The 25,692-nt window shown below is 65.9% G+C and carries 19 protein-coding genes; 12 read left to right on the forward strand and 7 right to left on the reverse strand.

From position 1 onward, the window contains the following. The first annotated feature begins 23 nt into the window (after window positions 1-23). From OJB03_RS05260 to OJB03_RS05270, 3 genes are all read left to right on the forward strand, one after another. Window positions 24-1,703 (forward strand): ABC transporter permease, encoded by a 1,680-nt coding sequence (locus OJB03_RS05260; RefSeq protein ID WP_423816358.1) that lies wholly within the window; start codon window positions 24-26, stop codon window positions 1,701-1,703. 74 nt (window positions 1,704-1,777) lie between these two features. Further along, window positions 1,778-2,869, forward strand: a complete 1,092-nt coding sequence (locus tag OJB03_RS05265; protein ID WP_263785754.1) for an ABC transporter ATP-binding protein — start codon at window positions 1,778-1,780, stop codon at window positions 2,867-2,869. A 115-nt stretch (window positions 2,870-2,984) separates the two neighbouring features. Continuing rightward, window positions 2,985-3,503, forward strand: coding sequence for a DUF1648 domain-containing protein (locus OJB03_RS05270; RefSeq protein WP_263785755.1), 519 nt, complete (start codon window positions 2,985-2,987; stop codon window positions 3,501-3,503). Window positions 3,504-3,558: 55 nt separating this feature from the next. Here the strand turns inward: OJB03_RS05270 and OJB03_RS05275 are convergent, their stop codons facing one another. The 4 genes from OJB03_RS05275 to OJB03_RS05290 all read right to left on the reverse strand — a co-directional run bounded on the left by OJB03_RS05275 (window position 3,559) and on the right by OJB03_RS05290 (window position 6,785). Beyond that, window positions 3,559-4,167 (reverse strand): CIA30 family protein, encoded by a 609-nt coding sequence (locus tag OJB03_RS05275; protein WP_263785756.1) that lies wholly within the window; start codon window positions 4,165-4,167, stop codon window positions 3,559-3,561. A 141-nt stretch (window positions 4,168-4,308) separates the two neighbouring features. After that, the gene (locus OJB03_RS05280; RefSeq protein WP_263785757.1) at window positions 4,309-4,989 is read right to left on the reverse strand and encodes a hypothetical protein; all 681 of its coding nucleotides are present in this window, start codon (window positions 4,987-4,989) and stop codon (window positions 4,309-4,311) included. Window positions 4,990-5,174: 185 nt separating this feature from the next. Further along, window positions 5,175-6,200: a signal peptidase I gene (gene lepB, locus OJB03_RS05285; protein WP_263785758.1), complete on the reverse strand. Its 1,026-nt coding sequence runs from the start codon at window positions 6,198-6,200 to the stop codon at window positions 5,175-5,177. A 153-nt stretch (window positions 6,201-6,353) separates the two neighbouring features. Beyond that, window positions 6,354-6,785, reverse strand: a complete 432-nt coding sequence (locus tag OJB03_RS05290) for a hypothetical protein (protein WP_263785759.1) — start codon at window positions 6,783-6,785, stop codon at window positions 6,354-6,356. A gap of 686 nt (window positions 6,786-7,471) precedes the next feature. Here OJB03_RS05290 and OJB03_RS05295 point away from each other — a divergent pair. The 3 genes from OJB03_RS05295 to OJB03_RS05305 all read left to right on the forward strand — a co-directional run bounded on the left by OJB03_RS05295 (window position 7,472) and on the right by OJB03_RS05305 (window position 10,268). Then, complete coding sequence (locus OJB03_RS05295; protein ID WP_263785760.1) at window positions 7,472-8,632, forward strand: BtaA family protein; 1,161 nt, start codon at window positions 7,472-7,474, stop codon at window positions 8,630-8,632. Between the two features lie 15 nt (window positions 8,633-8,647). Beyond that, window positions 8,648-9,361: a class I SAM-dependent methyltransferase gene (locus tag OJB03_RS05300; protein ID WP_263785761.1), complete on the forward strand. Its 714-nt coding sequence runs from the start codon at window positions 8,648-8,650 to the stop codon at window positions 9,359-9,361. Window positions 9,362-9,602: 241 nt separating this feature from the next. Continuing rightward, window positions 9,603-10,268, forward strand: a complete 666-nt coding sequence (locus OJB03_RS05305; RefSeq protein WP_423816364.1) for a UDP-2,3-diacylglucosamine diphosphatase — start codon at window positions 9,603-9,605, stop codon at window positions 10,266-10,268. Between the two features lie 56 nt (window positions 10,269-10,324). On the opposite strand, the gene OJB03_RS05310 is transcribed toward OJB03_RS05305, so the two are convergent. Further along, on the reverse strand, window positions 10,325-12,298 hold the full coding sequence (locus OJB03_RS05310) for a PAS domain-containing sensor histidine kinase (RefSeq protein ID WP_263785762.1): 1,974 nt from the start codon (window positions 12,296-12,298) through the stop codon (window positions 10,325-10,327). Window positions 12,299-12,608: 310 nt separating this feature from the next. Here OJB03_RS05310 and OJB03_RS05315 point away from each other — a divergent pair, with 310 nt between their 5' ends. From OJB03_RS05315 to OJB03_RS05330, 4 genes are all read left to right on the forward strand, one after another. Continuing rightward, the gene (locus OJB03_RS05315; RefSeq protein ID WP_263785763.1) at window positions 12,609-14,075 is read left to right on the forward strand and encodes a dihydrolipoyl dehydrogenase family protein; all 1,467 of its coding nucleotides are present in this window, start codon (window positions 12,609-12,611) and stop codon (window positions 14,073-14,075) included. Window positions 14,076-14,224: 149 nt separating this feature from the next. After that, window positions 14,225-16,192, forward strand: a complete 1,968-nt coding sequence (locus OJB03_RS05320; protein WP_263785764.1) for an Ig-like domain-containing protein — start codon at window positions 14,225-14,227, stop codon at window positions 16,190-16,192. Between the two features lie 82 nt (window positions 16,193-16,274). Continuing rightward, window positions 16,275-17,351 (forward strand): YncE family protein, encoded by a 1,077-nt coding sequence (locus OJB03_RS05325; protein ID WP_263785765.1) that lies wholly within the window; start codon window positions 16,275-16,277, stop codon window positions 17,349-17,351. Next, window positions 17,348-17,809 carry a GIY-YIG nuclease family protein gene (locus OJB03_RS05330; RefSeq protein WP_263785766.1) on the forward strand — a complete coding sequence of 154 codons (462 nt, stop codon included), beginning with the start codon at window positions 17,348-17,350 and terminating at the stop codon, window positions 17,807-17,809. Before OJB03_RS05325 ends, OJB03_RS05330 begins: the two co-directional genes overlap by 4 nt. Window positions 17,810-17,816: 7 nt before the next feature. Here the strand turns inward: OJB03_RS05330 and OJB03_RS05335 are convergent, their stop codons facing one another. Beyond that, window positions 17,817-18,647 (reverse strand): hypothetical protein, encoded by an 831-nt coding sequence (locus OJB03_RS05335; RefSeq protein ID WP_263785767.1) that lies wholly within the window; start codon window positions 18,645-18,647, stop codon window positions 17,817-17,819. A 119-nt stretch (window positions 18,648-18,766) separates the two neighbouring features. On the opposite strand from OJB03_RS05335, the gene OJB03_RS05340 reads away from it, so the two are divergent. After that, window positions 18,767-19,189 carry a YccF domain-containing protein gene (locus tag OJB03_RS05340; RefSeq protein WP_263785768.1) on the forward strand — a complete coding sequence of 141 codons (423 nt, stop codon included), beginning with the start codon at window positions 18,767-18,769 and terminating at the stop codon, window positions 19,187-19,189. Window positions 19,190-19,280: 91 nt separating this feature from the next. Here OJB03_RS05340 and OJB03_RS05345 read toward each other — a convergent pair whose 3' ends face one another. Beyond that, the gene (locus tag OJB03_RS05345; RefSeq protein ID WP_263785769.1) at window positions 19,281-22,136 is read right to left on the reverse strand and encodes a glycosyltransferase family 117 protein; all 2,856 of its coding nucleotides are present in this window, start codon (window positions 22,134-22,136) and stop codon (window positions 19,281-19,283) included. Window positions 22,137-22,594: 458 nt separating this feature from the next. Here OJB03_RS05345 and OJB03_RS05350 point away from each other — a divergent pair, with 458 nt between their 5' ends. Next, entirely contained in the window at window positions 22,595-25,645 is a 3,051-nt protein-coding gene (locus OJB03_RS05350) for an excinuclease ABC subunit UvrA (RefSeq protein ID WP_263785770.1), read from the forward strand. Window positions 25,646-25,692 lie beyond the last annotated feature (47 nt).

Here is a 25,692-nt window from a genome sequence, read left to right on the forward strand (position 1 = left end):
GCACATGGGCGTTGTGATGGCGCATGAGCGTGCGGGGAACCGGGAGCGGCATCCTGAATGCGCCCACGCACCGGCCCATTCATCCTCACTCGCAGAACCGATCCCCTTTTCGCGTGCTGGATACGATCCGCCGCCGTTGGTACGTGACGATCCCCGTGGCGGTCGTCGTAGGGGGAGTACTCATCCCGCTCGTGTACCTGCTGCTCCGCGCCTTTCAGGCGGACCCGGAGACGCTGTGGGACCTGGTGGTGCGGGGGCGTACCCTTCGGCTTCTGTGGAACACGGTGGGGCTCACCGTGGGGGTGCTCGTGGGCACGAGCGTGCTGGCGCTCCCGCTGGCCTGGCTGACTACCCGCACGGCCCTCCCGGGCCGAAAGGCGCTTACGTTGCTGGGCGTGTTGCCGCTCGCGGTGCCCGGCTACGTGATGGCGTACGCCCTGCTGGCCACGACGGGCGAATACGGCACGCTCGCGCAGACGCTCGGCCTCGTGGTGCCCCGACTGAGTGGCTACACCGGGGCCTGGCTTGCGCTCAGCCTCTCGACGTTCCCGTATCTCTTTCTGAACCTCCGGACCGCCTTTTTGGGGCTGGATCCGTGCCTGGAGGAGTCGGCCCAGGCACTGGGGCGCGGCCGATGGCGGGTCTTTGTGCAGGTGGTGCTGCCACAGTTGCGCCCGGCCTTTCTGTCGGGCGGGCTCCTGGTGGCCCTCCACGTGCTGGGCGACTTCGGGGTCGTATCGCTGATGCGGTACGACACGTTCAGCTACGCGCTCTACATCCAGTACGCGGCCTCCTACGACCGCATCTACGCGGCCTGCCTCGCCCTCATGCTGCTGATCCTGACGGGCGCGATCCTGCTGTTGGAAGCGCGGTTGCTGAAGGGGCTTCTGTTTCACCAGACGGAGAGCGGGACGAGCCGCACGGCCGCCCGGCATAGGTTGGGGCGCTGGCGCTGGGCCGGGTACGCCTTCGCGCTGGGCGTGGCGGGGCTATCGGTGGTTCTTCCGGCGGGCACGGTGGGGTACTGGATGACCGACGCGGCGGCGGGCGGGGTGCCCTGGGCCGGTCTGGGGGCGGCCCTCTGGAACTCGGTGTCGGCCTCCGCCCCGGCCGCCGTGCTGGCGGCCCTGCTGGCGCTGCCGGTGGCGTACCTGGGCGTGCGGCATCCGTCCCCCTGGACGCGCGTCATCGAGCGTGTCGCCTACCTGGGCTACGCCACGCCGCCGCTGGCCTTCGCGCTCGCGCTCATCGTGTTTTCGCTCGGGGCCGTGCCATTCGCGTACCAGACGCTGGCCCTACTCGTGACGGCCTACGCGCTCCACTTCATGGCGGAGGCCGTCGGGCCCGTGCGGAGCGCGCTCTACCAGGCGCCGCCGCACCTGGAGGAGGCCGCCCAGTCGCTGGGCCGCTCGCCCCTCGGGGCGTTCGTGAGTGTCACCCTCCCGCTCGTGCGGCGCGGCCTGCTGGTGAGCATGGCGTTCGTCTTCCTCTCGGCCATGAAGGAGCTGCCCCTCACCTTCCTCCTGGCGCCGATCGGGTTCGAGACGCTCGCCCTCAACACGTGGAGCTACGCGGAGGAGGCGATGTTCGGGCAGGCCGCCCCCTACGCGCTCACCATCATGTTCGTCTCGGCGCTCTTCGTGGGCGCGCTGCTGCTCCGCGAGCAGGCAACCGAGCGCCCCGCCGCCGCGGAGCGCACGTAGACCCGTTCAATTGTGCCGTCGCCGGGCGACCCGTGGGGAACGACCCCGGCCGACGATGGGTGCCATTTTCTGTCATGAGCACCCCGATTCTCTCCGTTCAAAACCTGACCAAGCGGTTTGGGCCCGAGGCCCCGCCCGTCGTCCACGAGGTGTCGTTCGAGGTGGCGGACGGCGAAATTTTTTCGATCCTGGGCCCGAGCGGCTGCGGCAAGACGACGACGCTTCGCTGCGTGGCGGGCTTCGAGGAGGCCTCGGCGGGCACGATCGCGGTGCGGGGCCAGACCCTCTCGGGGCCCGACGTGCACATGTCGCCGGACGCACGGGACGTGGGCATTGTCTTCCAGAACTACGCCCTCTTTCCGCACCTCACGGTGCGCGAGAACGTGGCGTTTGGGCTCAACGAGGCGTCGGGGGCGGGGCGGTCCGCCCGTGCGCAGGAGGCGCTGGAGATGGTGGGGCTCGACGGCTTCGAGGACCGGCGGCCCCAGCACCTCTCGGGGGGGCAGCAGCAGCGGGTAGCCCTCGCGCGCACCCTCGCCCCGGAGCCGGACCTCATTCTGCTCGACGAGCCTTTTTCTAACCTCGATGCCCTGCTGCGACAGGAGACGCGCCAGGAGGTGCGGGAGCTTCTGAAGACCAAGGGCATGAGCGCCGTCTTCGTCACGCACAATCAGGAGGAGGCCCTCTCGTTTGCCGACCGCCTAGCCGTGATGCGGGGCGGGCAGCTCGACCAGATCGGCACGCCGGAGGACGTGTACTACCAGCCCCGCACGCTCTTCGTCGCCCAGTTTCTGGGCCGCACCAACCTGCTGCTCTCGCAGGCCGCCGGCACCGAGGCGGACACGCCGCTGGGCCGCGTGGGGCTCAACGAGGCGGCGGAGGGCACGGTGCTCGTGTCGATGCGGCCGGAGCACCTCGCACTGGAGGCGCCGGAGACCTCGGACGGCACGGTGGGGACCGTCGTGGGCCGGGCATTCAAGGGGCACGACATCACGTACCGGGTGTGTTGCGGGGGCAGTGAGTACCTCGTCCACACCGACAATCGACGGTTCTACGAGCCCGGCGAGACGGTGGCTGTCCGCCCCCTCGAACCGGCCGTCGTCCTGGAGAGTCAGTCAACCCCCGCCGAAGTGCCGAGTGGGGCGACCCCGGAGCCCGAACCGTAGTCGTCCCCGCTCTTTCCCCCACGTGTCGTTTCAAAAACTGACCTTCCTTCTGTGTCCTGGAAGGGAAACGGTGCAGCGCCTCTCGATTCCTTTGCGCTGACCTGTTCACACCGCGATGAGTCGCCTACTCCACGGTCTTAACGCGACCCTTTCGGTGCTCCTCGTTGGGGGAAGCCTGTGGATGTTTCCGAGGCTCCCCGCCCAGGTGCCGCGCCACTTTGGCCTTAGCGGCACGGCGGACGCCTACTGGGACGCGACGCTCCTCCACTGGATGGCCCTTCCGGCCATTGCGATCATCGTCGTGGTGGGCATCTACGGCGCCGCGTGGTGGGTGGGCACGACGCCCTCTGCCGTCAACATGCCGAATCAGCAGCGGTACGATGCTCTCAGTCCGGCAAACCAGCGTGCGATTGCGCGGCATGTGCAGGCCTTTCTGTACGGAACGGCCACGGCGATGCTGGTCTTGTTTTCGGCCGCGCAGTGGAGCACGTACCAGGTCGCCATGTCGGCCACGAACACGCTTTCCGGGGGTGGACGGGCACTCACCCTCGGCATCCCCGTGGTCCTCACGATCGCGACGGGCATCCTGGCGTGGTGGCTGCCGCGGCGCGTGCGGCGGCTTGCGGACGACTGAGGCTCGAGACCCGCAGAGCGGTGCATCGGCCATTCGCGGGCCCGATCCGGGCCGCCTACTCTGCCTCGCGGTACGCCCGGATCCAGTCCACTTCGAGCCGAAACGGGCCGTCCTGTCCGTCGATGATGTAGATCCCGATCGACTGCACGGCCGAGAGGTCGAGCGGGTCGACGCGCACGGGCTCACCGTATGCGCTCACCTCCCGCCCCTGGCTCCGGGTTCCGTCGTCGACGTCGAGTTCGAACGTGCGCCCCCCGCCGCGGACACGAAGCTCGATCCCGTCGTAGCCCGACAGGTCCGCCTGCGATGCCGCACGGACTGATGTGAATCCGCCGCCCTCCGTGACCACCTCTCCGGTGAACGTAAGCGTGCCGTCGGCGACTTCGACGAAGCCTTCTGAGCGCCCGCCCATCACGCCGTCGTTTTCGACGCGCCACGGGGCCGTGTCGGCACCGTCGAAGTTGAAGAGCATTTTGGGCGTTGGAGGGGAGACGGGGCCGAACGATACGAGGGGGTGAGGCCTGTCCGCGTCCGCCAGACAAGGGAGGAGGATGGCCGTCGCCTCGGCCGAGCCCGGCGCGGTGTGGGCGTCCGCAGCGAAATTGGCGTGTGCGGTGAGGCCGAGGGCCGCGGTGGCAACGGCGAGCACGAGAAGCCGAGGCATGTCGTTGGTCGGGAAAAAGGGGATGTTGGTGAGCGTGCGGAGCCGGGACGTCGTGGTCCCTGGTCTCCCGAATTACAGCGCGCCCCTAACTGTTGCGAAGGGGCAGAATCGAACGGACTTCTCCAGACTCACACTCAAACATCAAATTCCGCTGGGTTTTACGCCCTGGCAGCTTTCAGTCTTCTCGTAGACCTCCTCTTGCGTTCTTTCGTCTGAGGAGGAAGAACTCTGAGCCGCCATGATCGGCATGATTCCCAAGTGCCTCTGCATCGTTGTAATCCAGCATTCGTCGTATGCCGAGCAGTAGCACAGCACAAGATCGACGTCTCCATCCAAAATCTCCTGCGCCAAAGGCGGGAGTCCCTTTGGGTTTCGCTCACTGCTGTCCGACACCGCCGTGAAAATGACTTCGTCCTCACCGGGGGACAGCACTTGTCTATTGATCAAACCGAAATTTCGCGAGGCCCCGGGTTGGCCGACGCTCTCGAGCAGATCTTGCCAATTGGCTTTCTGCTTCCCTTCGTGCTCGATCCGGGCTGCGCGAATGCGAGCCGGACCGATCCCGCTGTTTCGAACTTTGATCTCGACAGTGTCACTCCGTGTATTCAGCGAAGGACCAACGGAAACCCGAGGCCACACTGACGCCCACTGCTCTTGCCGCATCAATCTGGTCTCGTAGATCGAGACAAACAGCCCACATAGACTGAGAAGCACCGCCGACAGGCCAATCATCGTCTGCGGCTCGGCAAGCCACTGCGAAAATGACTCGTCCGACCGAGTGTCTCCTTCGCTACGTTCTGAGGGGTCGCTCTCGCTGGTCATGTGTCAGGCTCCATCTCAAGAGGGTATTTGGTCTACGCGGCGTGATCGTTCAGCCGCGACGGGCTGCGTAGGATGTGAACAAGGACGAGGAGGTACCGACGTTCGGAAATAAAAGCAGCCCACCGCCGGCTGCGATAGAGGGTATACCCACTTCAAAGCTCGGGCCTTCACTGGATCGCTCTAAGCTAATCAAGGCCCTGAAAGGTCCGGCGTAGCCTGAAAAAGTTCTTCTCACTATCCCATGAGAAGAGGGTCAACACTGCTTCCCCATTCAGATGATCTTTCGGGACGTACCCCCAGAACCGACTGTCTAGCGAATTGTCGCGGTTGTCTCCCAGTACGAAGAAGTAGTCCTGTTCGAACGTGTATCGGCGCTTCCGCTGACCGTCGATTCGAAAAACACCGGTTCCAACACGCTCCGCCCTGTGCTCCTCATATTCTTGGATTACCGTTTTGAAGAGTGACCAAGTCGAGTCTGTGAGTTGAACGGTTTGGTTTTTCTCAGGGACAGGAACAGGGCCGTAGTCGTCACGGGTAAAGTCGCTGTCTTCCGGGAAGGACGGTCGGCGCTCAGGGGAGGCCGATGCTTTCAGCTCCACGTTTTGCACAAAAGAGTACGACTCCAGTGCGTCGGCGGCCTCCGAGGTAGCAGTAACGAGACGCCGATTGGGATCCGACGTCGGCCGTGCGGTCTGGATGCCCAACGGGCGGAGGTGACTGGGCGATAATCGCATGCGTGGGTCCTCCAGATGCACGTCCCACTGCTGCTGGACCGTCGGGACGGCCGTGAGGGGCTCCCCGTTGACCACGGCTCGGCCATTCTGTACCTCGACGGTGTCGCCGGGGAGTCCGACGAGCCGCTTTACATACGCGGTTTTTTGGTCGATTGGCTTGTTCTCGGGAGGATAGTGAAAAACCGCAATGTTGCCGCGTTCTGGCTCGCTAAATCCGGGGAGGCGGGCTGACGGGAGGCGCACGCCCGGAATGTACAGATCCCAAAACGGGAGGCCGACCGAGTGCGGCGTTCGGGGCCCGTAGTGGAGTTTCGACGCCAGAATGTAGTCCCCTGGCTTGATGGTCTTCGCCATCGACGACGTGGGGACGACGAAGGGCTGGAAGAGAAAGACGTGGACTCCCATCACGACCAGCAGTGCAAAAGAAAGGGACGTCAGCCACTCCGTCGCGGCATCCTTCCAAGACAGCGCATCCATCTCGCGGTTTCGTTGTATTATGTCGGTATGACAACCGTGTGTATAACGGCGTAGATCAGCTCGCGAAAAGTCGCGGTACGACTGCTGTTTCAAACGTAAAAACTGATCTGAAAAGGCAAAACGGTCCGAGCCTTTCGTCAGCTACGTCAGGTGTCATGCGACATCCCGTTCCTTCTCCTGACTTGCTTCCTCTTCATTGTAGGCGACCACCAGTTCACAGAGCAGCCGCTGCTTCTCCAACTTTATCCCCCTCCACATTCCACCCAGGGCTGCAATTCCCATGCAGAAAGCAAAGAAGAGCGGAAAGAAGAACTCTTCGAGGGTCCAGTCCAGCTCAATTCCAACCCCGGAAACACCCGTCAGCAGGGCCCCGAAGATCAGGAGCGCTGCTGCAACCCCCGCGTTCACCTTTGTCCAATAGATTCTACGCTTAAGCGTGGGCAGCTTCTCCTCTGCGATTTCGGCGTATTCGCCCCCCTTGATCCGCTGTCGATCCGTGTAGCTTAGATGGATGTCAGGATCCTCAATCGAGGACTTGGACTCCTCCGTAAACCGAGAAAACAGCTCCTCATGCATTGGGCTCATTGGCTTTACGTAAGAGGAGGAAAAAGTACCTTTGATGAGCGCATAAAACATTTAGTACCGATCGATTGCGCCATATTACATTGTGCCGAGGCGATCCGCATAAAGAGGCAATATCAATACTAATGTTATGCCGATTGGAATGTGCGTGTACGATATGGCTTTCTTCCGTGCACGTCAAATCAAACGACCAGTCCGCCCGGTCGCCCTCATTATGGGCGGCTCGTCGCCTACTGGGTCGTCTTCAAAGGACTCGTTTCCCTTCTTATATCGCGTCCGAGTGGCCGGTCGTTAAAAGGGATATGCCTACCGGACCGAGAAGACGTTCTTCCGTCGGGTCGTCCGCTGCGTCACCCATCACGGGACACCGAGTCCGCTGGGGGGAACCAGGACGAAAGCGACGTGGGGTTAGGACTGCGTTCCGGCACCGGTCCCCCGAAAGAATCCGGTGCTCCTCAACCGGTAGCTGCCGTCTTTGCATGAAGGCGGGGCAGGCCCATCGTCCCCAAGGGGGGCGTAGCCTTGATCTAAGAGTAAAGCCGGGGTAATTGTCGAATAACAGTTCACATCTATGTTCTTGTAGTCCAACAGCTGTCTTTCCGTCGCCTCCTACCTCCGTGGTTGGCTCTGCCGCTTCGCGTCTCAAACGCGCCGTGTTTCGTGACCGGGAGACATCGCGAGGGGCGCTGATGGATCGCCTCTTCGCACTGTGGTTTCGACGGCTCGTCTACACGCAGATTTGGGAGGACCCCCGGGTCGACGCCAGGGCCCTACGGCTCGACGATACGAGCCGGGTCCTCACCATCTCGTCGGCGGGGTGCAACGTGCTCAATTACCTGACCCATACGCCTCAACGCATCCTGGCCGTGGACCTCAACCGGTCTCACATGGCCTTGACGCGGCTTCGATATGCAGCCCTGGTTCACCTGCCGTCCCACGAAGCGTTTTTTCAGTTCTTCGGGGTAGGGGCTGGGCGGACGAACCTCGATGCCTACCGGCGTCATATTCGGCCCTCTCTCCGTGATGCCACCCGGGACTTCTGGGAGGCACGGCGGCTGTGCGGGGTGGGGCGTCCGCGCATCCGGGCCTTCGAGGACGGCTTCTACGAAAGCGGTTTGTTCGCCCGCTTCCGCGCCCTTGCGGGCACGATCGCTCGGGTGGTGCAGGGACACCGGCCCGCGGCCCTTCTTGAGGCTGAGACCCTAGCGGAGCAGCGGCAGTTCTTTGAAGACTGCGTCGCTCCCTTCTTCGATCACCCCGTCGTCCGCCGCCTGGCGCGGCACCCCACTGCGCTCTACAGCTTTGGCATCCCCCCGGCCCAGTATCGAAGCCTCTCGGCCACGGCCGACGGGTCGATCGTTGATCTGTACCGGGAGCGGCTTGAACGCCTCGTCTGTACATTTCCGCTGTCGGACAATTATTTCGCCTGGCAGGCCTTCGGCCAACAGTACGACACCGACCACCGGGAGGCCCTGCCCCCGTACCTGCGGGCCCGGCACTTTGAGGGGCTCCGGCACCACGCAGGCCGCGTGGAGGCTCGTCTCGCGTCCGTAGTCGAGGTTCTTCAAGACCAGCCGGACGGCAGCTTCGACAGCTTCGTGTTGCTGGACGCGATGGACTGGATGGACCCGGAGGCGATCGCGGCGTTGTGGGCCGAGCTGGCGCGTGTGGGGGAGTTGGGGGCCCGCATTATCTTCCGGACGGCGGGGCCGGGCTCCGTCGTCGAGTCGACCCTGCCCGACGGCCTCCGGGCCCGGTTCTCCTACAAACGGGCCCGCTCCGAAGAGCTGCACGCCCAAGACCGGTCGGCCGTCTACGGCATGTTTCACCTGTACGTGCTCACTGGTTAGTCCTGCCCCGTAACCATGTCCGACCCCGACGGATTCGCGTCCGCAGCGCCGGTCTCGCCCGTGCAGGAGTCGCCCGGGCAGAAGATGGACCAGATGTACCGGTGGACCCGCCATGTCTACGACCTGACGCGCCGCTACTACCTTCTGGGTCGGGATCAGCTGTTGAGCCGGATTGCGGACCGGCCCGCGGGACGCGTGCTCGAGGTCGGTTGTGGAACGGCCCGGAACCTACGACGCCTCCACCACCAGGCGCCCCGCCACTCCCTTTATGGCCTGGACGTTTCCCGGGCCATGCTCGCCACGGCGCGTCGAGCCCTCCGCCGGATGGGGTGTGCTCGGGCGGTCACGCTCCGCCTCGGGCGGGCTGAGTCCTGGCGTCCGGACGACCCGTTTGGAGGGACGGCCTTCGACGTGATCTTCTTCTCCTACGCCCTGTCGATGATTCCCGCGTGGCCCACGGCGCTGCGGACGGCGCTCACGCACCTCAGGCCCGGGGGGCGGCTCTACGTCGTGGACTTTTGGGATCAGGCGGGCCTTCCGGGCTGGGTGGCGCGGATCGTGCAGGGGTGGCTCTCCCTGTTTGATGTGTCCCCGCGGTGTTCGCTCGTCCCCAAGCTTCATGCCCTCGATGATCGGGGCAGGCTTGCCTGTACCGTGCGGCCCGTAGCGCGGCGGTATGCGTACCTGGTGAGTGTGGCCCCAACCGCGTCCCCCGGCACCCCCTGGTAAGCGCGGGCGGGGACAGTGAGGCCTCCGCGCCGAAGCCTACCGTCGACGGGGACGTCCGGACTTATCGTAGCCCTACCCGGTTTCTTCCTTCTCGATTATGCCGCACCAGTACCGCACCATCTGGATTTCGGATCTGCATCTGGGAATGCATGGGGCCAGGGCGGAGGCGCTCTTGGAATTTCTGGACCGGCACGAGGCAGAGCGGTACTAACTTGTTGGGGACATCGTAGACGGGTGGGTCCTGCGACGGTCTTGGTACTGGCCCGCGTCCCACAACGCGGTCCTGCGGGCCCTGCTCGAGCGGGCCCGGCGGGCGGACGTCGTTTATGTGCCCGGCAACCACGACGAGGCCGCCCGGCAGTTTCGGGGGCTTTGCCTCGGAGGCATTACGATTGAGACGGAGGTCGTGCACACCACCGCCGACGGACGTCGGCTGCTCGTGCTGCACGGAGACGAGTTTGACGGCGTGGTGCGCCACGCCCAGTGGGCTTCTAAGTTGGGCGGATGGGCCTACGAGCGGCTCCTCACGCTCAGCCGCTACGTCAACCGTGTGCGCTGGTGGATGGATCTTCCATACTGGTCCCTCGCCGCCGCGGCCAAGAAGAAGAGCAAGCGGGCGGTTCAGTACGTCGCGGACTTTGAGGAAGCCCTCGCCACGCAGGCCCGCGACCGAGGGATAGACGGGGTTGTGTGTGGGCACATCCATGTTCCCGCGCTGCGTCGGGTCCAGGGGGTGGCCTACGCCAACACTGGCGACTGGGTGGAGCACTGCACGGCCCTCGTCGAGGACATGGACGGAGCCCTGGCCCTACGCCGGTGGGCCGAGTGGTCGCCAGACAGGGCGAACGGGGAGCCTGAAAACGAGCACCCGGCCGGATCCCGCGCAGCCGAGCCGGTCGGGTGCTAGTGGCGGGCGACGGATGACCGACGAGTACGTCCCGGGCTCGTTTGGTTCGGTCTCCCTCACGGCCTGCTGGCTCGTTGGACCTCGGCCTTCTCGGCGCGTAGGAGCCGAACGACGAATCGACTGCCGACCCCCTTCTCGGTCTCGACGGAAACCGTTCCGTTCATGGCATCGGTGGCCTTCTTCGTTACGGCGAGGCCGATCCCCGTGCCTTCGTAGGTTCGGGCGCGTCCTTCGGAGGCTTGCCGAAACGCCTGGAAGAGGTCGTCCACCTTGTCGGGGTTCATGCCCACGCCCTTGTCCTCCACCTCCAAGACCGCCGCGTCCGCTTCCTCGTGGACGCGCACCCAGACGGGCGCTCCCTGCGCGCTGTACTTGATGGCATTCGAGATGAGGTTGCGCAGTATGACCTGAACCCCTCCCTCGTCCGCGTTCGAGAGGACCGGTCGGTCGGGGGTGTCCACGCGGAGATCGACGCCACTCGCCTCGGCCTTTCGGTGAAATTGTCGTGCACTGCTCCGGGCCTCCTGGGTCAGGTCGACCGGTTCGAACGAGAGGTCCATCTCCCCCGTCTCCAGCTTCGACAGGTTCAGTACCGCGTTGAGCGTGTTGAGGAGTCGGTGCCCACTGTCCTTGATGAGGCTCGCAAACTGCGCGACATTTCCCTCTGATTCTGCCCCGGCCTCGTCGCCGATGGTCTCGGCGAACCCGATGATGGACGTGAGGGGCGTTCGAATCTCGTGGCTCATGTTTGCAAGAAATACCGACTTCAGCCGGTTGGCGTCCTCGGCCTCCTGGCGGGCCGCCTCGGCCTGTTGCTTGGCCCGCCGGAGGTCCCGCTCCCGCTCCTTCCGCTCGGTCACGTCTACGCCCAGGCACAGCCGACGCCCGTCCTCAAGCTCGGTTCTCCACCACTCCGTCACAACCCGGTCTCCGTCTCGGGTTCGCGGGCGAGACTCAAAGTGCTGCCTCGACGCCCCATCGATCATCCCCAAGATCTTGTGCCGATTGTCGTCGTCCGGGTACAGGAGCGTCCACGCATCGTCCCGCGCCCGAAGCTCGTCCTCACTCCACCCCAGGACATCCTCAAACTGCTCGTTGATGCGCTCGAACTGGTGCTCTGCGTCGAGGAGCATGATCATCACGGGGGCATGTTCGAAAACGGATTCGAACAGCTTCCGCATCCGCTCGCTCTGGCGCTTGGCTTCTTCCAGTTGGCGCGTGCGACGGTCCACGGCTCCCTGCAGCACAATCCCCCAAATCACCGCCACTACCGCCAGGCCCCCGAGAATAATTAGGGCAATACGGATGTACTCCCAGGTCAGGCCGGTCTGCACGAGGTCGCCGCTGTCTCTGGGTTCGATCCGGTACTGGGACCCATGCTGGCTTACGATCCCGGTGGCCTCGACGATGTCTCCCGTCTCGAATCGATCCGTCCGGAACCGGTCCTGGTGCCGATCCGCGATAAAGAGGGGCAACCGGGCGGAGGAGGACCCATCCGGGCTTTCGAGCACGAGGGCCCGTCCGGCAGACGTGCGTCGCCTGTCGACGACTCGCCCTCGTGTCCGCGCGAGCCAGCCCTCGTAGTGTCCCTCAGTGGCGGTGGATACGGTGAGGGGGACGGGTTTGGGCACCCGGGTGGGCGCCGGGACAACGCGGTACTGCGCCACGTCGATTGCCGTTAGGCCGTTCTCCTCCAGAAGGCGTCCCCGAACAATGAGGCTGTCGCCCCGCTCGACCGACCCGTTCTCAGAGAGGCGAACGTGAATCCCGTGGGTGTCGTCCTGGAGAGCCGCCACGTTGAGCCGGCTGTGCGACAGGTGAGCCGGAGACGCGGTCACGCGCCCCCCAACGGCCAGGGTGTCGCCGAGTTGGTCCGGCTTGCCGTCCCCGTTCCCGTCCGCCAGCATGGCCGAAATCATCGGGGTTAGGCCCACCTGGAGGCTATCGAGCGGCACGGGGCCTGAGAGGGCAGAGGTGGGGGCACCAAGCAGGCACGCGCCGAGTAGGAAGAAAAAAACTGGTCGAGTCATCGAGCAATGGGGGAGAAAAGACAAGCCGAAGGGAGGCTCGCCAGCGCGCACCGCTGGTGGGAGCGGAGAGAACACCAGTTGACGAGCAGGGGGAATACCTCGTCCCCAATAATCGACCGTCGAGGGCATGAAGCCAAATTATGTTTTTCGAAACTGAGCCCCTGAACTGGCTCACCGCCGGTAAGCCCGGCCCAGCGTGAGAGCGATCCCTTGATCCGCATCGGATTGATTCGTCGTAACGACCGAGGGCCCGATCCGTACGATGACTGTGTATACCCACCTACCATTCTGCTTTCTCCGCCTCGAGCCCATGACGACCGACTGCGATGTCCTTGTGATTGGCGGCGGCGCCGGCGGCCTCTCCGCGGCCGGCATCGCCACCAACCTCGGCGCCAAGACCACCATGATCGAGCGCGACGCCCTTGGTGGCGACTGCACCTGGACCGGCTGCGTGCCGAGCAAGACGCTCCTCAAGGCGGCCAAGGTGGTCCACCAGGCCCGGACGGCCAGCCGATACGGCCTCACCGACCAGCCCGTCGACGTCGACTTCGCGGGCGTCATGGACCACGTCCGTCAGGTGCGGCAGGACGTGTACGAGGAGGCCGACGCGCCGGAAATCTTCGAGGACCTGGACATCGACGTGCGGCAGGGCGATGCGCACTTCATCGACAGCCACACCGTGGCGGTGAAGCGGGGGGACGGGCGTACCGAGCAGGTGACGGGCCGCCACGTGATCGTGGCCGCGGGGGCCAACCCGCTCGTTCCTCCCATCGACGGCCTGCAGGCGGTCGATTACCTGACGAACGAGACGCTGTTCGAGCTGGAGACGCAGCCGGAGCGGCTCGCGATCGTGGGGGCCGGGCCCATTGGGACCGAGATGGCGCAGGCCTTCGCGCGCCTTGGCACGGAGGTCGTCGTGCTCGACAGGGCCAACCGCATCCTCTCGAACGACGACGCCGAGCTGGCCGCCACGCTACGCGAGACGCTGGCGGGGGAGGGCGTGGAGTACGTGTTGGACGCACAGGTAGACCAGGTCTCTCAGGACGACGGCACGATCACGATTTCGGCGGGGGCCCAGGGCGCGGTGGAGGCCGATGCGCTCCTCCTCGCCACGGGCCGCACGGCCAACGTCGACGGCCTCCGCCTCGACGCCGCGGGCATCGACTACACCCGCCAGGGCATCACCGTCGACGACCGGTGCCGCACCAGTCAAGGGCACGTCTACGCCGTGGGCGACGTGACGGGCCGCTACCAGTTTACGCACATGAGCAACCACATGGCCAAGGTGGCGGTCACGAACGCGCTCCTGAAGGTGCCGTCCACGATCGACAGCGACCATGTGCCGTGGGTCACCTACACGGAGCCGGAGCTGGCACACGTGGGCGCCCACGCCGCCGACCTTGACGACCAGGGCGTCTCGTACGAGACCTACCGCTTTCCCTACGACCAGCTCGACCGCGCCATTACCGAAAGCGAAACGACCGGCCAGATCAAGGTGCACGCCAAGTCGCTCACCGGGAAAATTTTGGGCGCGAGCGTACTCGGCGAGCGGGCGGGCGAGCTCATCACGGCGTTCACCATCGCCATGCGCAACGGCGTCACGCTCCGCAACATCGGCGACACGATCCATCCGTACCCGGCCTACGGCGAAGGAGTGCGCCGCGTGGCCGACCAGTGGTACGTGCAGAAGCAGTCGTCCACCGTCACAAAGGTACTCCAAACGGTCTTTGGCTACCGCGGGCCCGTGCTCAAGTACGGACCGGACGAGATCGTGTAGTGTGGGGACGCGAAGGGATGGGGCTGGAATGGCGTGGAGCCGACGAGGGCGCGCCGGCAAAAGAAACCTCGAGAGAGACGGCTGGTGGAAAGGACGTGTGAAAGAGTGCCTCTCTACGTCCCCGTTTTCCACTTCGTCCCTGCACGCCCATGTCTATTCGCCTCGTGCTCGCGACGGGACTTGTCGCCGTCGCGTCTACGCTCCTCCTTGTCCCGCCCGCCCACGGCCAGTCGCTGGTTGTTGAGCCGGCCCGTCCCACCCTCCAGGTCGGCCAGAACCAGCAGTTGGAGGCCTATTACGTAAGCGCTGATGGGGAGCGCACGCGCGATACGACCGTCGCCTTCTACGCCCGGGGCGACGGCGCGCTCACGTCTCGCGACGGACGAGTGACCGCGGAGGCCCCCGGCACCCACGAGATCATCGCCCTGCGCCCCGGCACCGACACCCAAGACCGCATCGTACAGCGCGTATCGGTGACGGTCGCCCAGCCCCCGGTCGGCGAGGTGGCGTTCGCCGAGGCGCCGGCGCGAATCTACGCGGGCACGAATGTGCCCCTCTCCGTGGAGGCGCGGGCGACGAACGGACAGGCCCGCGATGATGTGACGGTCGAGGTGGAGAGCCAGAATCCGGAGGTGGCCACGGTGGACCGTCTGCACCGCGTCCACGGCGCCTCGCCCGGCACCGTCACGCTGACGGCCCGGGCCGAGGGACAGACGGCCACTACGACCGTCGAGGTCGTTGAGAACCCGGTCGCGTCTCTCGACCTGAGCGGCGGGGCCGACTCGGCCCGCACCGGCGACGTGCTTGACTTTGGGGCGACGGCCCGCACGGCGGCGGGCACGGCCGTGGGCGACGCGCCGATCCACTACGCCGTCCGCACCGACCACACCGAAGAGATTGCGCCGGGCGCCACCGCCGAGATTGGATCCGATGGGCGCTTCGTGGCGGAGGACGCTGGGCAGTACACCGTCGTGGCCACGAGCGGGGCGCACACCGCCACGCACACCGTCTCCGTGACGCCCCGCGACCTGGAGGGCTCGATTGAGGTCGTGGGCCGGGGGCGCGTCTCCAACGTGCACACCTCGGACCTCTGGGTGTGGGAGGCCCCCGACGGCCGCGACTACGCCATCACCGGCACGTGGGGCGGTGACGGGGAGGCCTATTTTTGGGACGTCACGGAGCCCTCCAACATCACCCCTGTCGACACGGTCACCGTGGACGCCCGCACGGTCAACGACGTGAAGGTGAGCGACGACGGGCGCACCTGTATCATCAGCCGCGAGGGGGCGTCTGACCGAAAGAACGGCATGGTTGTTCTCGACTGTTCGGACCCGACCGACGTGTCGATCGTCACCGAGTACACGAACCGCCTCACCGGCGGCGTCCACAACCTGTTCATCTACGAGGACCACGTCTACGCCCTTAGCAACGGCCGCCGCTACGAAATTATCAACATCGAGGATCGGGCGAATCCGACCCGGGTGACCGACTTCGAGCTCGAGACGCCCGGCCATTCCATTCACGACGTGTGGGTGGAGGACGGCATTGCCTACTCGTCGAACTGGGACGACGGGGTCGTGATGGTGGACGTGGGCAACGGCGTGAGGGGCGGCTCGCCCTCGAACCCGGTGGAGATCGGGCGCTACGCCTACCCGAGCGGCTGGAACCACGCCGCGTTTCCGTACGACGATGGGGAGACGGGCAAGGACTGGGTCGTCGCGGGCGACGAGGCCTTCCCCAACGGCCTGAACACCGAGAACGAGCCCACCATTCCGGCCGGCTGGCTCCACTTCGTCGACGTCACCAACCCCGACAATCCGTCTGAGGAGGCGCGGTACCGCGTGCCCGAGGCCGGCTCGCACAACTACTGGGTGGACGGCGACACCCTGTACGTCGCCTACTACAACGCCGGACTGCGCGTGGTGGACCTGTCCGGGGACCTGAAGGGGAACCTCTACGAGCAGGGCCGCGAGATTGCGCACCTCAAGTCCCCCGACCCCGAGGGCCGCATCCCCAACGCCACGATGGCGTGGGGGCCGCAGCCGTACAAGGGCCATGTCTTCTTCTCCGACTGGAATTCGGGCCTCTGGGCCGTCGAGTTGACGAGTGGAGAGTAAGGCGTGGAGGGAGACCCGCGGATTTCGGGTCCTCTCGGTCCCCACAACCGTCAGCGTTTTCCCCTGCAACGTACCTCCTGCTATGCGCACGCTCCGGGCTGTCCTAGCTGTCCTACTCGCGTTCTGTCTTCTCGGGCTGGTCCAGGCGCCGGCCTTCGGCCAGGACTACTACGCCTACGTCGCGTCTGAGTCGGCCGACGAGGTGGCCCTGGTGCGGTTCAATGCGGAGACCGAATCGGCGACCGTTGAGGAAACCGTCGCCGTCGGCTACATCGCGCCCGAGACGGAGGGGGCGCACGGCATGACGGTGGCGCCGAACGGGGAGCACTGGTTCGTCTCCATCGCCCACGGCAAGCCCTACGGCCGCGTTGCCAAGTACGAGACGGGGACGAACGCAAAGGTCGACACCGCCCACGTCGGCATGTTTCCGGCCACGATGGAGATCTCCTCCGTGACGGGCCTGCTTTACGTCGCGAACTTCAACCTCCACGGCGAGCCGGAGCCGGGCACCGTCTCCGCCGTCGACCCCGAGGCGATGACGGAGGTGGACCAGATCGAGACGGGCATCATGCCGCATGGCTCCCGCTTCGCGCCGGACGGGCGCACGCACTACTCGGTGAGCATGATGGACGGCACGCTCCACGAAATCGACGCGCTGACGGGTCAGGTGACGCGCACCCTCACGACTGGCGAGGGCACCCCGAAGCCGACCTGGGCCGATCCGCATCCGTCTGAGCCGTTCGTGTACGTGGCCCACAACGGGGCCGACGAGGTGGCCGTGGTCGACCGGGACGACTGGACGGTCACGCAGCGGCTGCGGACGGGCGAGGGGACCGCGCCGTACAACCTAGAGGTGGCGCCGGACGGGTCGACGCTCGTGGTGTCCTACAAAGGCACTGGCGAGACCGGCATCTGGAACCTGGAGACGGGCGAGCGTGCGGCCCGTTTGTCGAATACGCAGTCCGTCACGCACGGTGTGGTCGTTGCGCCGGACAGCCGCTACGCGTTCGTCTCGGCGGAAGGGCGGGGCGACGACCCGGGCGCCGTGGACGTGGTGGACCTTGGCACGAACGAGCGGGTCGCCTCGGTGGAGGTCGGGCCCCAAGCCGGGGGCATTGCGTTCTGGAAGGTGGAGAAGACCACCACCTCCGCCCGATGACGGACGCGCCCGGAACGTACGCGCTTCTCCTGCGGGCCGACGAGGCCAGCGAGATTGAGGTGGGGGCACTCGGGAAGATGGAGGTGCGCCCCAGCGCATACGTCTACGTGGGGAGTGCCTTCGGGCCCGGCGGCCTTCAGGCGCGGGTGGCGCGGCACGCCCGGGGCGACGGGGCGCTGCACTGGCACGTCGACTACCTGCGCGCCGTCACGACCCTCGAGGCGGTCTGGTACACCCACGATCCGGAGCGCCGCGAGTGCACCTGGGCGGAAGTCCTCCGAGCACGTCCCGGGGCCACCGTCCCGCTCGACGGCTTCGGGGCGTCGGACTGTGACTGCCCAGCTCACCTGGTCCGGTTCGATCCGTCGCCCCTTTTCCATACCTTCCGAGAGTTCGTTCAGGCGGTGTATCCCGATCACAAACCCATCCGCCAACGGACGCCCGCCGAAGAGATGTAGGGAGGTCTCAGGGGCGAGCGTCGAGAATGGATTGCAGGTGCCGCCGGGTGCTGTCGGCCACGACGGGCGTGAGCGCCGAAGCGTCCCGGTCGACGCGATAGAGGCGCGTAGGCTCGGTCTGTCCCTCGAAGGTCCCGTTGCCGTCGTGGTCGATCCCGACCGTGACGAACAACGCCTGGTCCCGAGCTCGGTAGCTGAGATCGCGAATGTGCCGACTGCTATCGGTGAGGACCCGCCGCGTCCCCGTTTCGAAGCGGTACTCGACGAGGATGCGACGGTCGTCGGGCAACAGCACGCCGTCGCCATTCGTGTCGGAAGGGGCGAGGAGGACGAACAGCGAGTACGAGGTGGGGTCGTCCACGACGAGGTACCGAGTGACTCCAGTGCGCTCGTCGAAAAGCACGGTCGTCTTGCCCGTCCTGCCCCGGTAGAGAACGAGGTTGTTGAACGGGCCGGCTCCCCCGGCGACCCGGTAGGATTGCCATTTCGGAGAAGAGGCGTCTCTGCGCCGAGGACGCCGAACTTGTGTCATGTTGACGGTTTCTGCCCGACGGATGCTCTCCGGCTCGCGAAGTTGCTTCTGAGAAATGGGTACGAGGTAGAGCGAGCGCGACGGGTCGAGAAGTTTTGCGTGAGAGGTGGACACGACGTTCAGGCGTTTGTTTTGCCCCGCGAGGTCCTCCGCGCGATTTGTCGATACAATCTCGTTTCCTGAGGGCGCAGTCCATCGGTTGTAGGCCCGCTCGGCCCAGTTGACCAGAACGGCTGTACCGAGGAGGAGACCGACACTGGCGAGAGCGAGGAAGAGGACGTGGTTCGTTTTCTGGAGCCGCGTCATGGGTGGAGAGGGACACTCGTGAATGGGAGAGTGACAGGCCGTACGATGGGAGAACCCGGACCGCGTTGCATTTGTTATGAGGAAAAAGAATTCCGTTTCTCTTGCATTGCGGCAACGTCATGCGCACCCTCGGCAACCTCCTCTGGCTTCTGCTCGGCGGCATCTACATGGGTCTCGGCTGGTGGCTGGCCGGGCTGCTGATGTACGTCTCCATCGTGGGCATCCCGTTCGGGCGGTCCTGCTTCGAGATCGGCACGTTCACCTTTCTGCCGTTCGGCCGTGAGGCGGTGCGGCGCGACCTGCTCACGGGCGAAGGCGACGTCGGGACGAGCCCGCTTGGGACATTCGGCAACGTGCTCTGGTTTGTGCTCTGCGGCTGGTGGCTCGCGCTGGGGCACCTCGTTACGGCCGCGGCCCTCATCGTGACGATCATCGGCATCCCGTTCGGCATCCAGCACGTCAAGATCGCGGGCCTGACCCTCTCGCCCATCGGCAAAGCGGTGGTGCGGGAGGAGGTCGCGCAGGCGGCACGGGGTCGTTGAGTTGTCCCTGTGCTCGTCGTCCCGCGGAAGAATGCGAAGGGCGCTGGGAGGCGTCGCCTGTCTCCACGACTGAGGACGGCTTGGGCTTCGATTAGGAGGGGGAGGACGGCAATCCGAGTCGGCGACGGACGTTCTGCGGAAGCGAGACCGGAAGACCATCGAGCACCGGGCTCAGTCTCTCGTCGAACTGGTTAAGGGCAGGTTGGGCCCCGGCGGTGCGATACAGCCCCCGGAGGCGTCCGGCCTGGCGCAGGGCCTGGTTCAGTGCTCGCTTGCCGGTGGCAGTGCGGAGGTCATCCAGGACCAGGGGCTCGGTCGACGAGGCCGTGGCGCACGCCCGGTCGGGGGCGTCGGCCGCCCGGTAGGCATGCGCAATCTGGAGCCGCCACGACGTGTCGGCAGGAATCACGTCGAAGGGGACCTTGTCCGTGAACCGGTTCAGAAGGCGCCGCGCCCGCTTTTTGTGCCCCTTCTCGGCGAGACGCCGTGCCGTGAGGGAGGGCCAGATCCGATAGTGCAGGCCGATTGTGCCTCGGGCCGTTCCCCCATAGTGCACCGACGGATCGGCGAGGTTTGTGAGACGAAAATCATCGAAGGGGGCGTCGGAGAAGCCCGGCACGACGCGGCTCTGGGACTGATCGTGACGGATGGGGGCGACCCGGTGCGCGAGCCCTTCGAGGTGGAGGTGCGACTCCAGGTTGAGACGACTGCTTCGCGGCGTCGTGACCGCGAAGTAGACCGGCCGCTCCCAACCTTGGTTTGCGTTGGCCCGGAGGATGTCGTAGACCACCTGGTCCGCCACGCTGAGCATCCGTCGGTCCTGGCCGCCCGGGCGCCCCTGGATCCGCCACGACATCATCGGCTGCTCGACCGACTGCGACGTGCCGAGAGCCTTGGTAAGGGCGGGCTGGTTGGACAGCAGTGCGTCTTTCTGGACCGGAATCTGGACCGTCTTCGGCGACCAACGCATGTACCGGAGCTGCTCGATCTCGTCCCGCGAGAAGGAGAGCGGGACGGGGGCGGACGCGTTTTCCCGACGCTTGAGCTGCTTGATGTACCAGGGCGTGCCGAGCAGGGACAGGTTGACCACCCGCACATCGGGCCGCACCCCCTCCACGTTCTGTAGATACCAGAGGGGGTACGTGTCGTTGTCCCCGTACGTGAAGAGAATCGAGTCCTTCTCCACGCTCGTCAGCATGTTGCGGGCGAAGTCTCGGGCGGCCTGCCGGCCGGAGCGGTCGTGGTCTCCGTAGTTCTCGCGCAGCATCTGCCCGGGCACGACGAGGAGGAGCAGGACCATCCCGGTTCCGCAGGCGGCCTGGACGGACGGGCCTCGGATCCGAAGTCGATTCAAGCCCTGCCGAAGTGACGCGAGAAGGCCCGAGGCCCCGAGCCCCACCCAGAGGCTGAACGCAAAGAAATTCCCGACGAACGAGTAGTCTCGTGGGCGCGGCTGCATCGGGGTTTGGTTGAGATACACGACGATGCCGAGCCCGGTCGTCAGAAACAGGGCGAGGACCGCCAGGGCCCGTTGTTCGTCCCACGCGAAGTGGTACACCGCCCCGAAGAGCCCGAGCAGAAGGGGAAAGGCGTAGTACGCGTTTCGGCTCTCCCTCTCGCTTGGGGTGCGGAGGGCCCCGTTGGCCGGCTGAACCGACGCATCGACCGTCGGGATTCCCGTCCAGACCGGGGCGTTCTGCGTGTCGCTGCTCTTGCCCGCGAAGTTCCAGCCCAGGTAGCGGAGGTACATGTGCCCCACCTGGTACTCCCAGAAGTACGACCAGTCGGACGCGTACTGCTCGTAGATCCGCCAGTGCTGTGGGTCCGGGGAGTGGCGGCGGGGGAAGAGGCGCGTCTCGCCGCGCTGAGAGACGCGCCCGGTCTGGTCGTTGAAGCTGGGGCCCGAAAAGAGCGGCGTCGACCCGTACTGCGCGCGGTTGAGGTACGACACCAGTGCCTCCGTCGTCTCCGGGTCGTTGATGTCGATGGGCGGGTCGGTGGCACTGCGGAGTGGCACGAGGGCGTAGACGGAGTATCCCACAAGGACGGCCGCCACGCACAGGATCGCCAGGTGGGTGCGAGCCCATCCGCGGCGTCGCGTTACGTAGAGAACGGTGCCGATGGCGCCGGACAGCCCCACGAGGACGAGGAGGGGCGCCCCGCTCGCGTCGATTAGCTGAGGCACTCCCTGCACGATGCCGGGGTAGAGAACGAGGAATCCCGCCCCGATGGCCCCTGCCGCCCCGGCGCGACCAAGCCAGCGCGTCCGAGAGTCCCACGCGTCCCGTTCCACCGCGGTGCCGTACACCACCACGCCCACGAACACGAAGGCGAGCAGGCTGAGCAGATGCACGCCGATCGCCAGGCCAAAGACGAGCCCGATGAGGATCAGGTAGCGGTGGGCCGAAAGGGCGGCCCAGGCGCCGTGGTCCTGAAGCGCATCCTCGTCTACGCGAGCACTCCACCGAAGCGCCAGCCAACACGCCAGGGCGGTCAGGAACGCGGCCAGGGCGTACACCTCGGCCTCGACGGCGTTGAACCAGAACGAATCCGCCGCGGCGAGCGTGAAGGCGCCTACCCCCCCGCCGCCGAGGGTGGGCAGATCGCGGGCCCGGTCTGACGGCCCCGTCTCGGGGGAGGACCACCGCTCCGTCAGCCGGACGATGATGAGGTGGGTCAGCGTCACCGTGAGGGCACTACACACCACCGACACCGAGTTGACGGCGAGTGCGACGTACTCGGCCGGCACCAGTAGCGAGGCGAGGTGTCCGATGAGCAGGTAGAGGGGCGCCCCGGGTGGGTGGTTGACCTGAAGGGTGTGCGCGCTGGCGATAAACTCGCCGGTGTCCCAGAAGGCGGTGGTTGGGGTGACGGTGGTGCCGTAGAGCAGCAGGGCGACGCCGAAGATGAGCGTGGCGACGCAGCGGTGCAGGACGCGTCGAGACATGGAGGGAAGCGGGGCGCGTACAAGAGAAAAAAGCGTCTTCGTACCCAGCACAATGTGTACGACGCCCCTCTATAGATTATTGTCCTCACAAAGATTGCACGACCCGGCAGGGGCGGGAGAGGCACTGAGACTCCCGGATTTCCGCTGCTCGGATGAGGTGCCTGAGACGAGCAACTCGTGGATGCATCTCCACCGTACGACACAAGTCGGCGCGGTCCTGCTCTGATCGCGGGCCGCGTCCGTCGGTTCGATTTCTCCATTTTTGGCGGTGCGGTGCAACGTGTCATTGCCGTAACACCCCCGCTCCAACGAGAAACGCGCGTTTGTCCCGGCGGTGTAACTTCTCATATGCCAATTGACGCCGCCAAAGCGATACGGGTCACGTAAGCGCCATGCACCACACGAACTGGCGGTGTCGCTAGCCCCATGCCTCTCCCTCACGACCACTGTCGTCCCGCATGCCCGAGCACATCACCCTCCGCGGCGCGCGCGAGAACAACCTCCAGGCCGTCGACCTCGACATTCCCCGCAACCGGCTCGTCGTGGTGACCGGCGTGTCGGGGTCCGGCAAGTCGAGCCTCGCGTTCGACACGATCTTCGCCGAGGGGCAGCGGCGCTACATGGAGAGCCTGAGCGCCTACGCCCGCCAGTTCCTGGAGATGATGGAGCGGCCCGAGATCGACTACGTCGACGGCCTTTCGCCCGTCATTTCCATCGAGCAGAAGACCGTCTCGGGCAACCCGCGCTCCACGGTCGGCACCGTCACGGAGGTGTACGACTTCCTGCGCCTGCTCTATGCCCGGGCCGCCACGGCCTACTCCTACGAGACGGGCAACAAGATGCGGCAGCAGAGCGACGACGAGATCGTGGATGGCCTCCTCGACTTTCCCGAGGGCACGCGCCTCCAGATCCTGGCGCCGGTGGTGCGGGGGCGCAAGGGCCACTACCGCGAGCTTTTTGAGCAGACCTCCGCGCAGGGCTTCGAGCGGTTCCGGGTGAACGGCGAGATGCGGACCTACGAGGAGGGCATGAAGCTGGAGCGCTACGAGACGCACGACGTGGAGGTGGTGATCGACCGCCTCGCCATCAAAGACGGCATCCGCTCGCGGGTGAGCCAGTCCGTCGAGACGGCGCTGGAGATGGGGGGCGGCACCCTCATCGCGGACGTGGTGGACGGGCCCGACGGCGTGGAGGCGGGCGACCACCTCTTCAGCCGCGACCTCGTGGACCCGGAGACGGGCCTCTCCTACGAGGAGCCCTCGCCCAACATGTTCTCGTTCAACACGCCGTACGGCGCGTGTACGGAATGCGAGGGGTTGGGCACCGCCAAGCAACTTGCGCCGGAGCTCGTCGTCCCCCACCCGGAGAAGACGATCAACGAGGGGGCGCTGGCCCCGCTCGGCGAGCCGCGCGACATCTGGATCTTCAACCAGCTGGAGGCGGTCGCAGAGGCCTACGGATTTGACTTCGACACGCCGATCGAGGCCCTGAGCGACGAGCAGCTGGCGGTGATCCTGGAGGGGGCCGGCGACGAGCAGTTCGAGATCGAGTACGGCTACAAGGGGCGCGAGGTGCAGTACAAGCACCGCTTCGATGGCCTCTACGACCACATTTGGCACACCTACGAGGAGACGAGTTCGTCGAAGAAGCGGCGGCGGGCCGAGTCGTTCATGCGCGAGATGGACTGCCCCGCGTGCGGCGGCGGGCGCCTCAAGGAGGAGAGCCTCCACTATCGCATCGGCGACCGGTCGATTGCCGACCTGGCGCAGATGGACCTCACCCAGCTCCGCGACTTCGTGGCGGACGTCCCGTTCGACACGGGGCGACAGACGCGCATCGGGGAGCCGATCGTGAAAGAGGTGCGCGAGCGGCTCGACTTCCTGATTGGGGTGGGCGTGGGCTACCTCACGCTCGACCGCTCGGCCCGCACCCTCAGCGGGGGCGAGAGCCAGCGGATCCGCCTCGCCACCCAGGTGGGCACGCAGCTGACCGGTGTCCTCTATGTCCTCGACGAGCCGACCATTGGCCTGCACCCGCGCGACAACGACCGCCTCATCGAGAGCCTCGAAAGCCTGCGCGACCTCGGCAACTCGGTCGTCGTGGTGGAGCACGACCGCGACATGATCGAGTCCGCCGACCACGTCGTCGACCTCGGCCCGGGGGCTGGCATCCACGGGGGGCACGTCATCACGACGGGCCCGCCGTCTGTGCTGACGGTCGATCCGGTGGAGCAGGCCAATGGAACGGTGGCCAACGGCACGGCCGAGCACGAGATCGAAGACAACGGCGTGGCGCGGCAGCAGGTGGCCGAGCGCGCCGCGGACTACGACAGCGACCACTACGACTTCGAGAGCTTCACCGCCGCCTACCTGCAGGGCGAGCGTGTCATCCCACTGCCCGACGAGCGCCGCGACGGCACCGGCGAGGCGATCACGCTGAAGGGGGCCACGGGCCACAACCTGAAGGGGGAGACCGTGGACGTCCCGCTGGGGAAGCTGATCTGCGTCACCGGGGTCAGCGGCTCCGGCAAGTCGACCCTCGTCAACCAGACGCTCTTCCCGATCCTGCACCGGCACCACCACAACGCCAAGACGGTGCCGCTGCCCTACGACCGCGTCGAGGGCATCGACCACGTCGACAAGGTCATCGAGATCGACCAGCAGCCCATCGGCCGCACGCCGCGCTCCAATGCGGCCACCTACACAAAGCTGATGGACTACCTGCGCGACCTCTTTGCCCAGCTGCCGGAGGCCGAGATCCGCGGCTACACCAAGAGCCGCTTCAGCTTCAACACGGACCCGGGCCGCTGCGACAAGTGCGGGGGCACCGGCAAGGTCACGCTGGAGATGAACTTCCTTCCGGACGTGGACGTCACCTGCGACGCGTGCGACGGCCGGCGCTACGGGCCCGAGACGCTGGAGGTGGAATACAAGGGCAAGAACATCGCCGAGGTGCTGGACATGACCGTGGCGGAGGCGGTCGACTTCTTCGAAAATCAGCCGCGCCTCGTCCGCACGCTCAAGACGCTCGACGCGGTGGGCCTCGGGTACCTCACCCTTGGCCAGTCGTCCACCACGCTCAGTGGCGGGGAGGCGCAGCGCGTGAAGCTCTCGAAGGAGCTCTCCCGCCCCGGCACCGGCGACACGCTCTATATTCTCGACGAGCCGACCACCGGCATGCACTTCGAGGACGTGCGCCACCTCCTCAACGTCCTGCACGGGCTCGTCGACGAGGGCAACACCGTGATGGTCATCGAGCACAACATGGACGTCATCAAGCAGGCCGACCACGTGATCGACCTCGGCCCGGAGGGGGGGCGCGAGGGCGGCGAGATCCTGTTCGAGGGCCGGCCCGACGCCCTGGCCGAGGCCGACACGCACACGTCGGCCTACCTGCGGGAGGAGTTGGAGCGGACCCGAACCGCGCAGACCGACGCAGAAAAGACGGCCCCCGTCGGCGAATCGGGCGACGGCATCTCGTCGGGACAGCCGGAGCCAGCAGCAGAGTGACGACGTTGGAGCGCCGGTCTCGCCTGCACAGGAGATTCTGAAATGTG

Source organism: Salinibacter grassmerensis, from assembly GCF_947077765.1.
GTDB classification, from domain to species: domain Bacteria; phylum Bacteroidota; class Rhodothermia; order Rhodothermales; family Salinibacteraceae; genus Salinibacter; species Salinibacter grassmerensis.

Coding starts and splice junctions, on each gene's coding strand:
- OJB03_RS05260 (WP_423816358.1), top strand. CDS start 24: ATGAGCGTGCGGGGAACCGGGAGCGGCATCCTGAATGCGCCCACGCAC.
- OJB03_RS05265 (WP_263785754.1), top strand. CDS start 1,778: ATGAGCACCCCGATTCTCTCCGTTCAAAACCTGACCAAGCGGTTTGGG.
- OJB03_RS05270 (WP_263785755.1), top strand. CDS start 2,985: ATGAGTCGCCTACTCCACGGTCTTAACGCGACCCTTTCGGTGCTCCTC.
- OJB03_RS05275 (WP_263785756.1), bottom strand. CDS start 4,167: ATGCCTCGGCTTCTCGTGCTCGCCGTTGCCACCGCGGCCCTCGGCCTC.
- OJB03_RS05280 (WP_263785757.1), bottom strand. CDS start 4,989: ATGACCAGCGAGAGCGACCCCTCAGAACGTAGCGAAGGAGACACTCGG.
- lepB (WP_263785758.1), bottom strand. CDS start 6,200: ATGGATGCGCTGTCTTGGAAGGATGCCGCGACGGAGTGGCTGACGTCC.
- OJB03_RS05290 (WP_263785759.1), bottom strand. CDS start 6,785: ATGAGCCCAATGCATGAGGAGCTGTTTTCTCGGTTTACGGAGGAGTCC.
- OJB03_RS05295 (WP_263785760.1), top strand. CDS start 7,472: ATGGATCGCCTCTTCGCACTGTGGTTTCGACGGCTCGTCTACACGCAG.
- OJB03_RS05300 (WP_263785761.1), top strand. CDS start 8,648: ATGTCCGACCCCGACGGATTCGCGTCCGCAGCGCCGGTCTCGCCCGTG.
- OJB03_RS05310 (WP_263785762.1), bottom strand. CDS start 12,298: ATGACTCGACCAGTTTTTTTCTTCCTACTCGGCGCGTGCCTGCTTGGT.
- OJB03_RS05315 (WP_263785763.1), top strand. CDS start 12,609: ATGACGACCGACTGCGATGTCCTTGTGATTGGCGGCGGCGCCGGCGGC.
- OJB03_RS05320 (WP_263785764.1), top strand. CDS start 14,225: ATGTCTATTCGCCTCGTGCTCGCGACGGGACTTGTCGCCGTCGCGTCT.
- OJB03_RS05325 (WP_263785765.1), top strand. CDS start 16,275: ATGCGCACGCTCCGGGCTGTCCTAGCTGTCCTACTCGCGTTCTGTCTT.
- OJB03_RS05330 (WP_263785766.1), top strand. CDS start 17,348: ATGACGGACGCGCCCGGAACGTACGCGCTTCTCCTGCGGGCCGACGAG.
- OJB03_RS05335 (WP_263785767.1), bottom strand. CDS start 18,647: ATGACGCGGCTCCAGAAAACGAACCACGTCCTCTTCCTCGCTCTCGCC.
- OJB03_RS05340 (WP_263785768.1), top strand. CDS start 18,767: ATGCGCACCCTCGGCAACCTCCTCTGGCTTCTGCTCGGCGGCATCTAC.
- OJB03_RS05345 (WP_263785769.1), bottom strand. CDS start 22,136: ATGTCTCGACGCGTCCTGCACCGCTGCGTCGCCACGCTCATCTTCGGC.
- OJB03_RS05350 (WP_263785770.1), top strand. CDS start 22,595: ATGCCCGAGCACATCACCCTCCGCGGCGCGCGCGAGAACAACCTCCAG.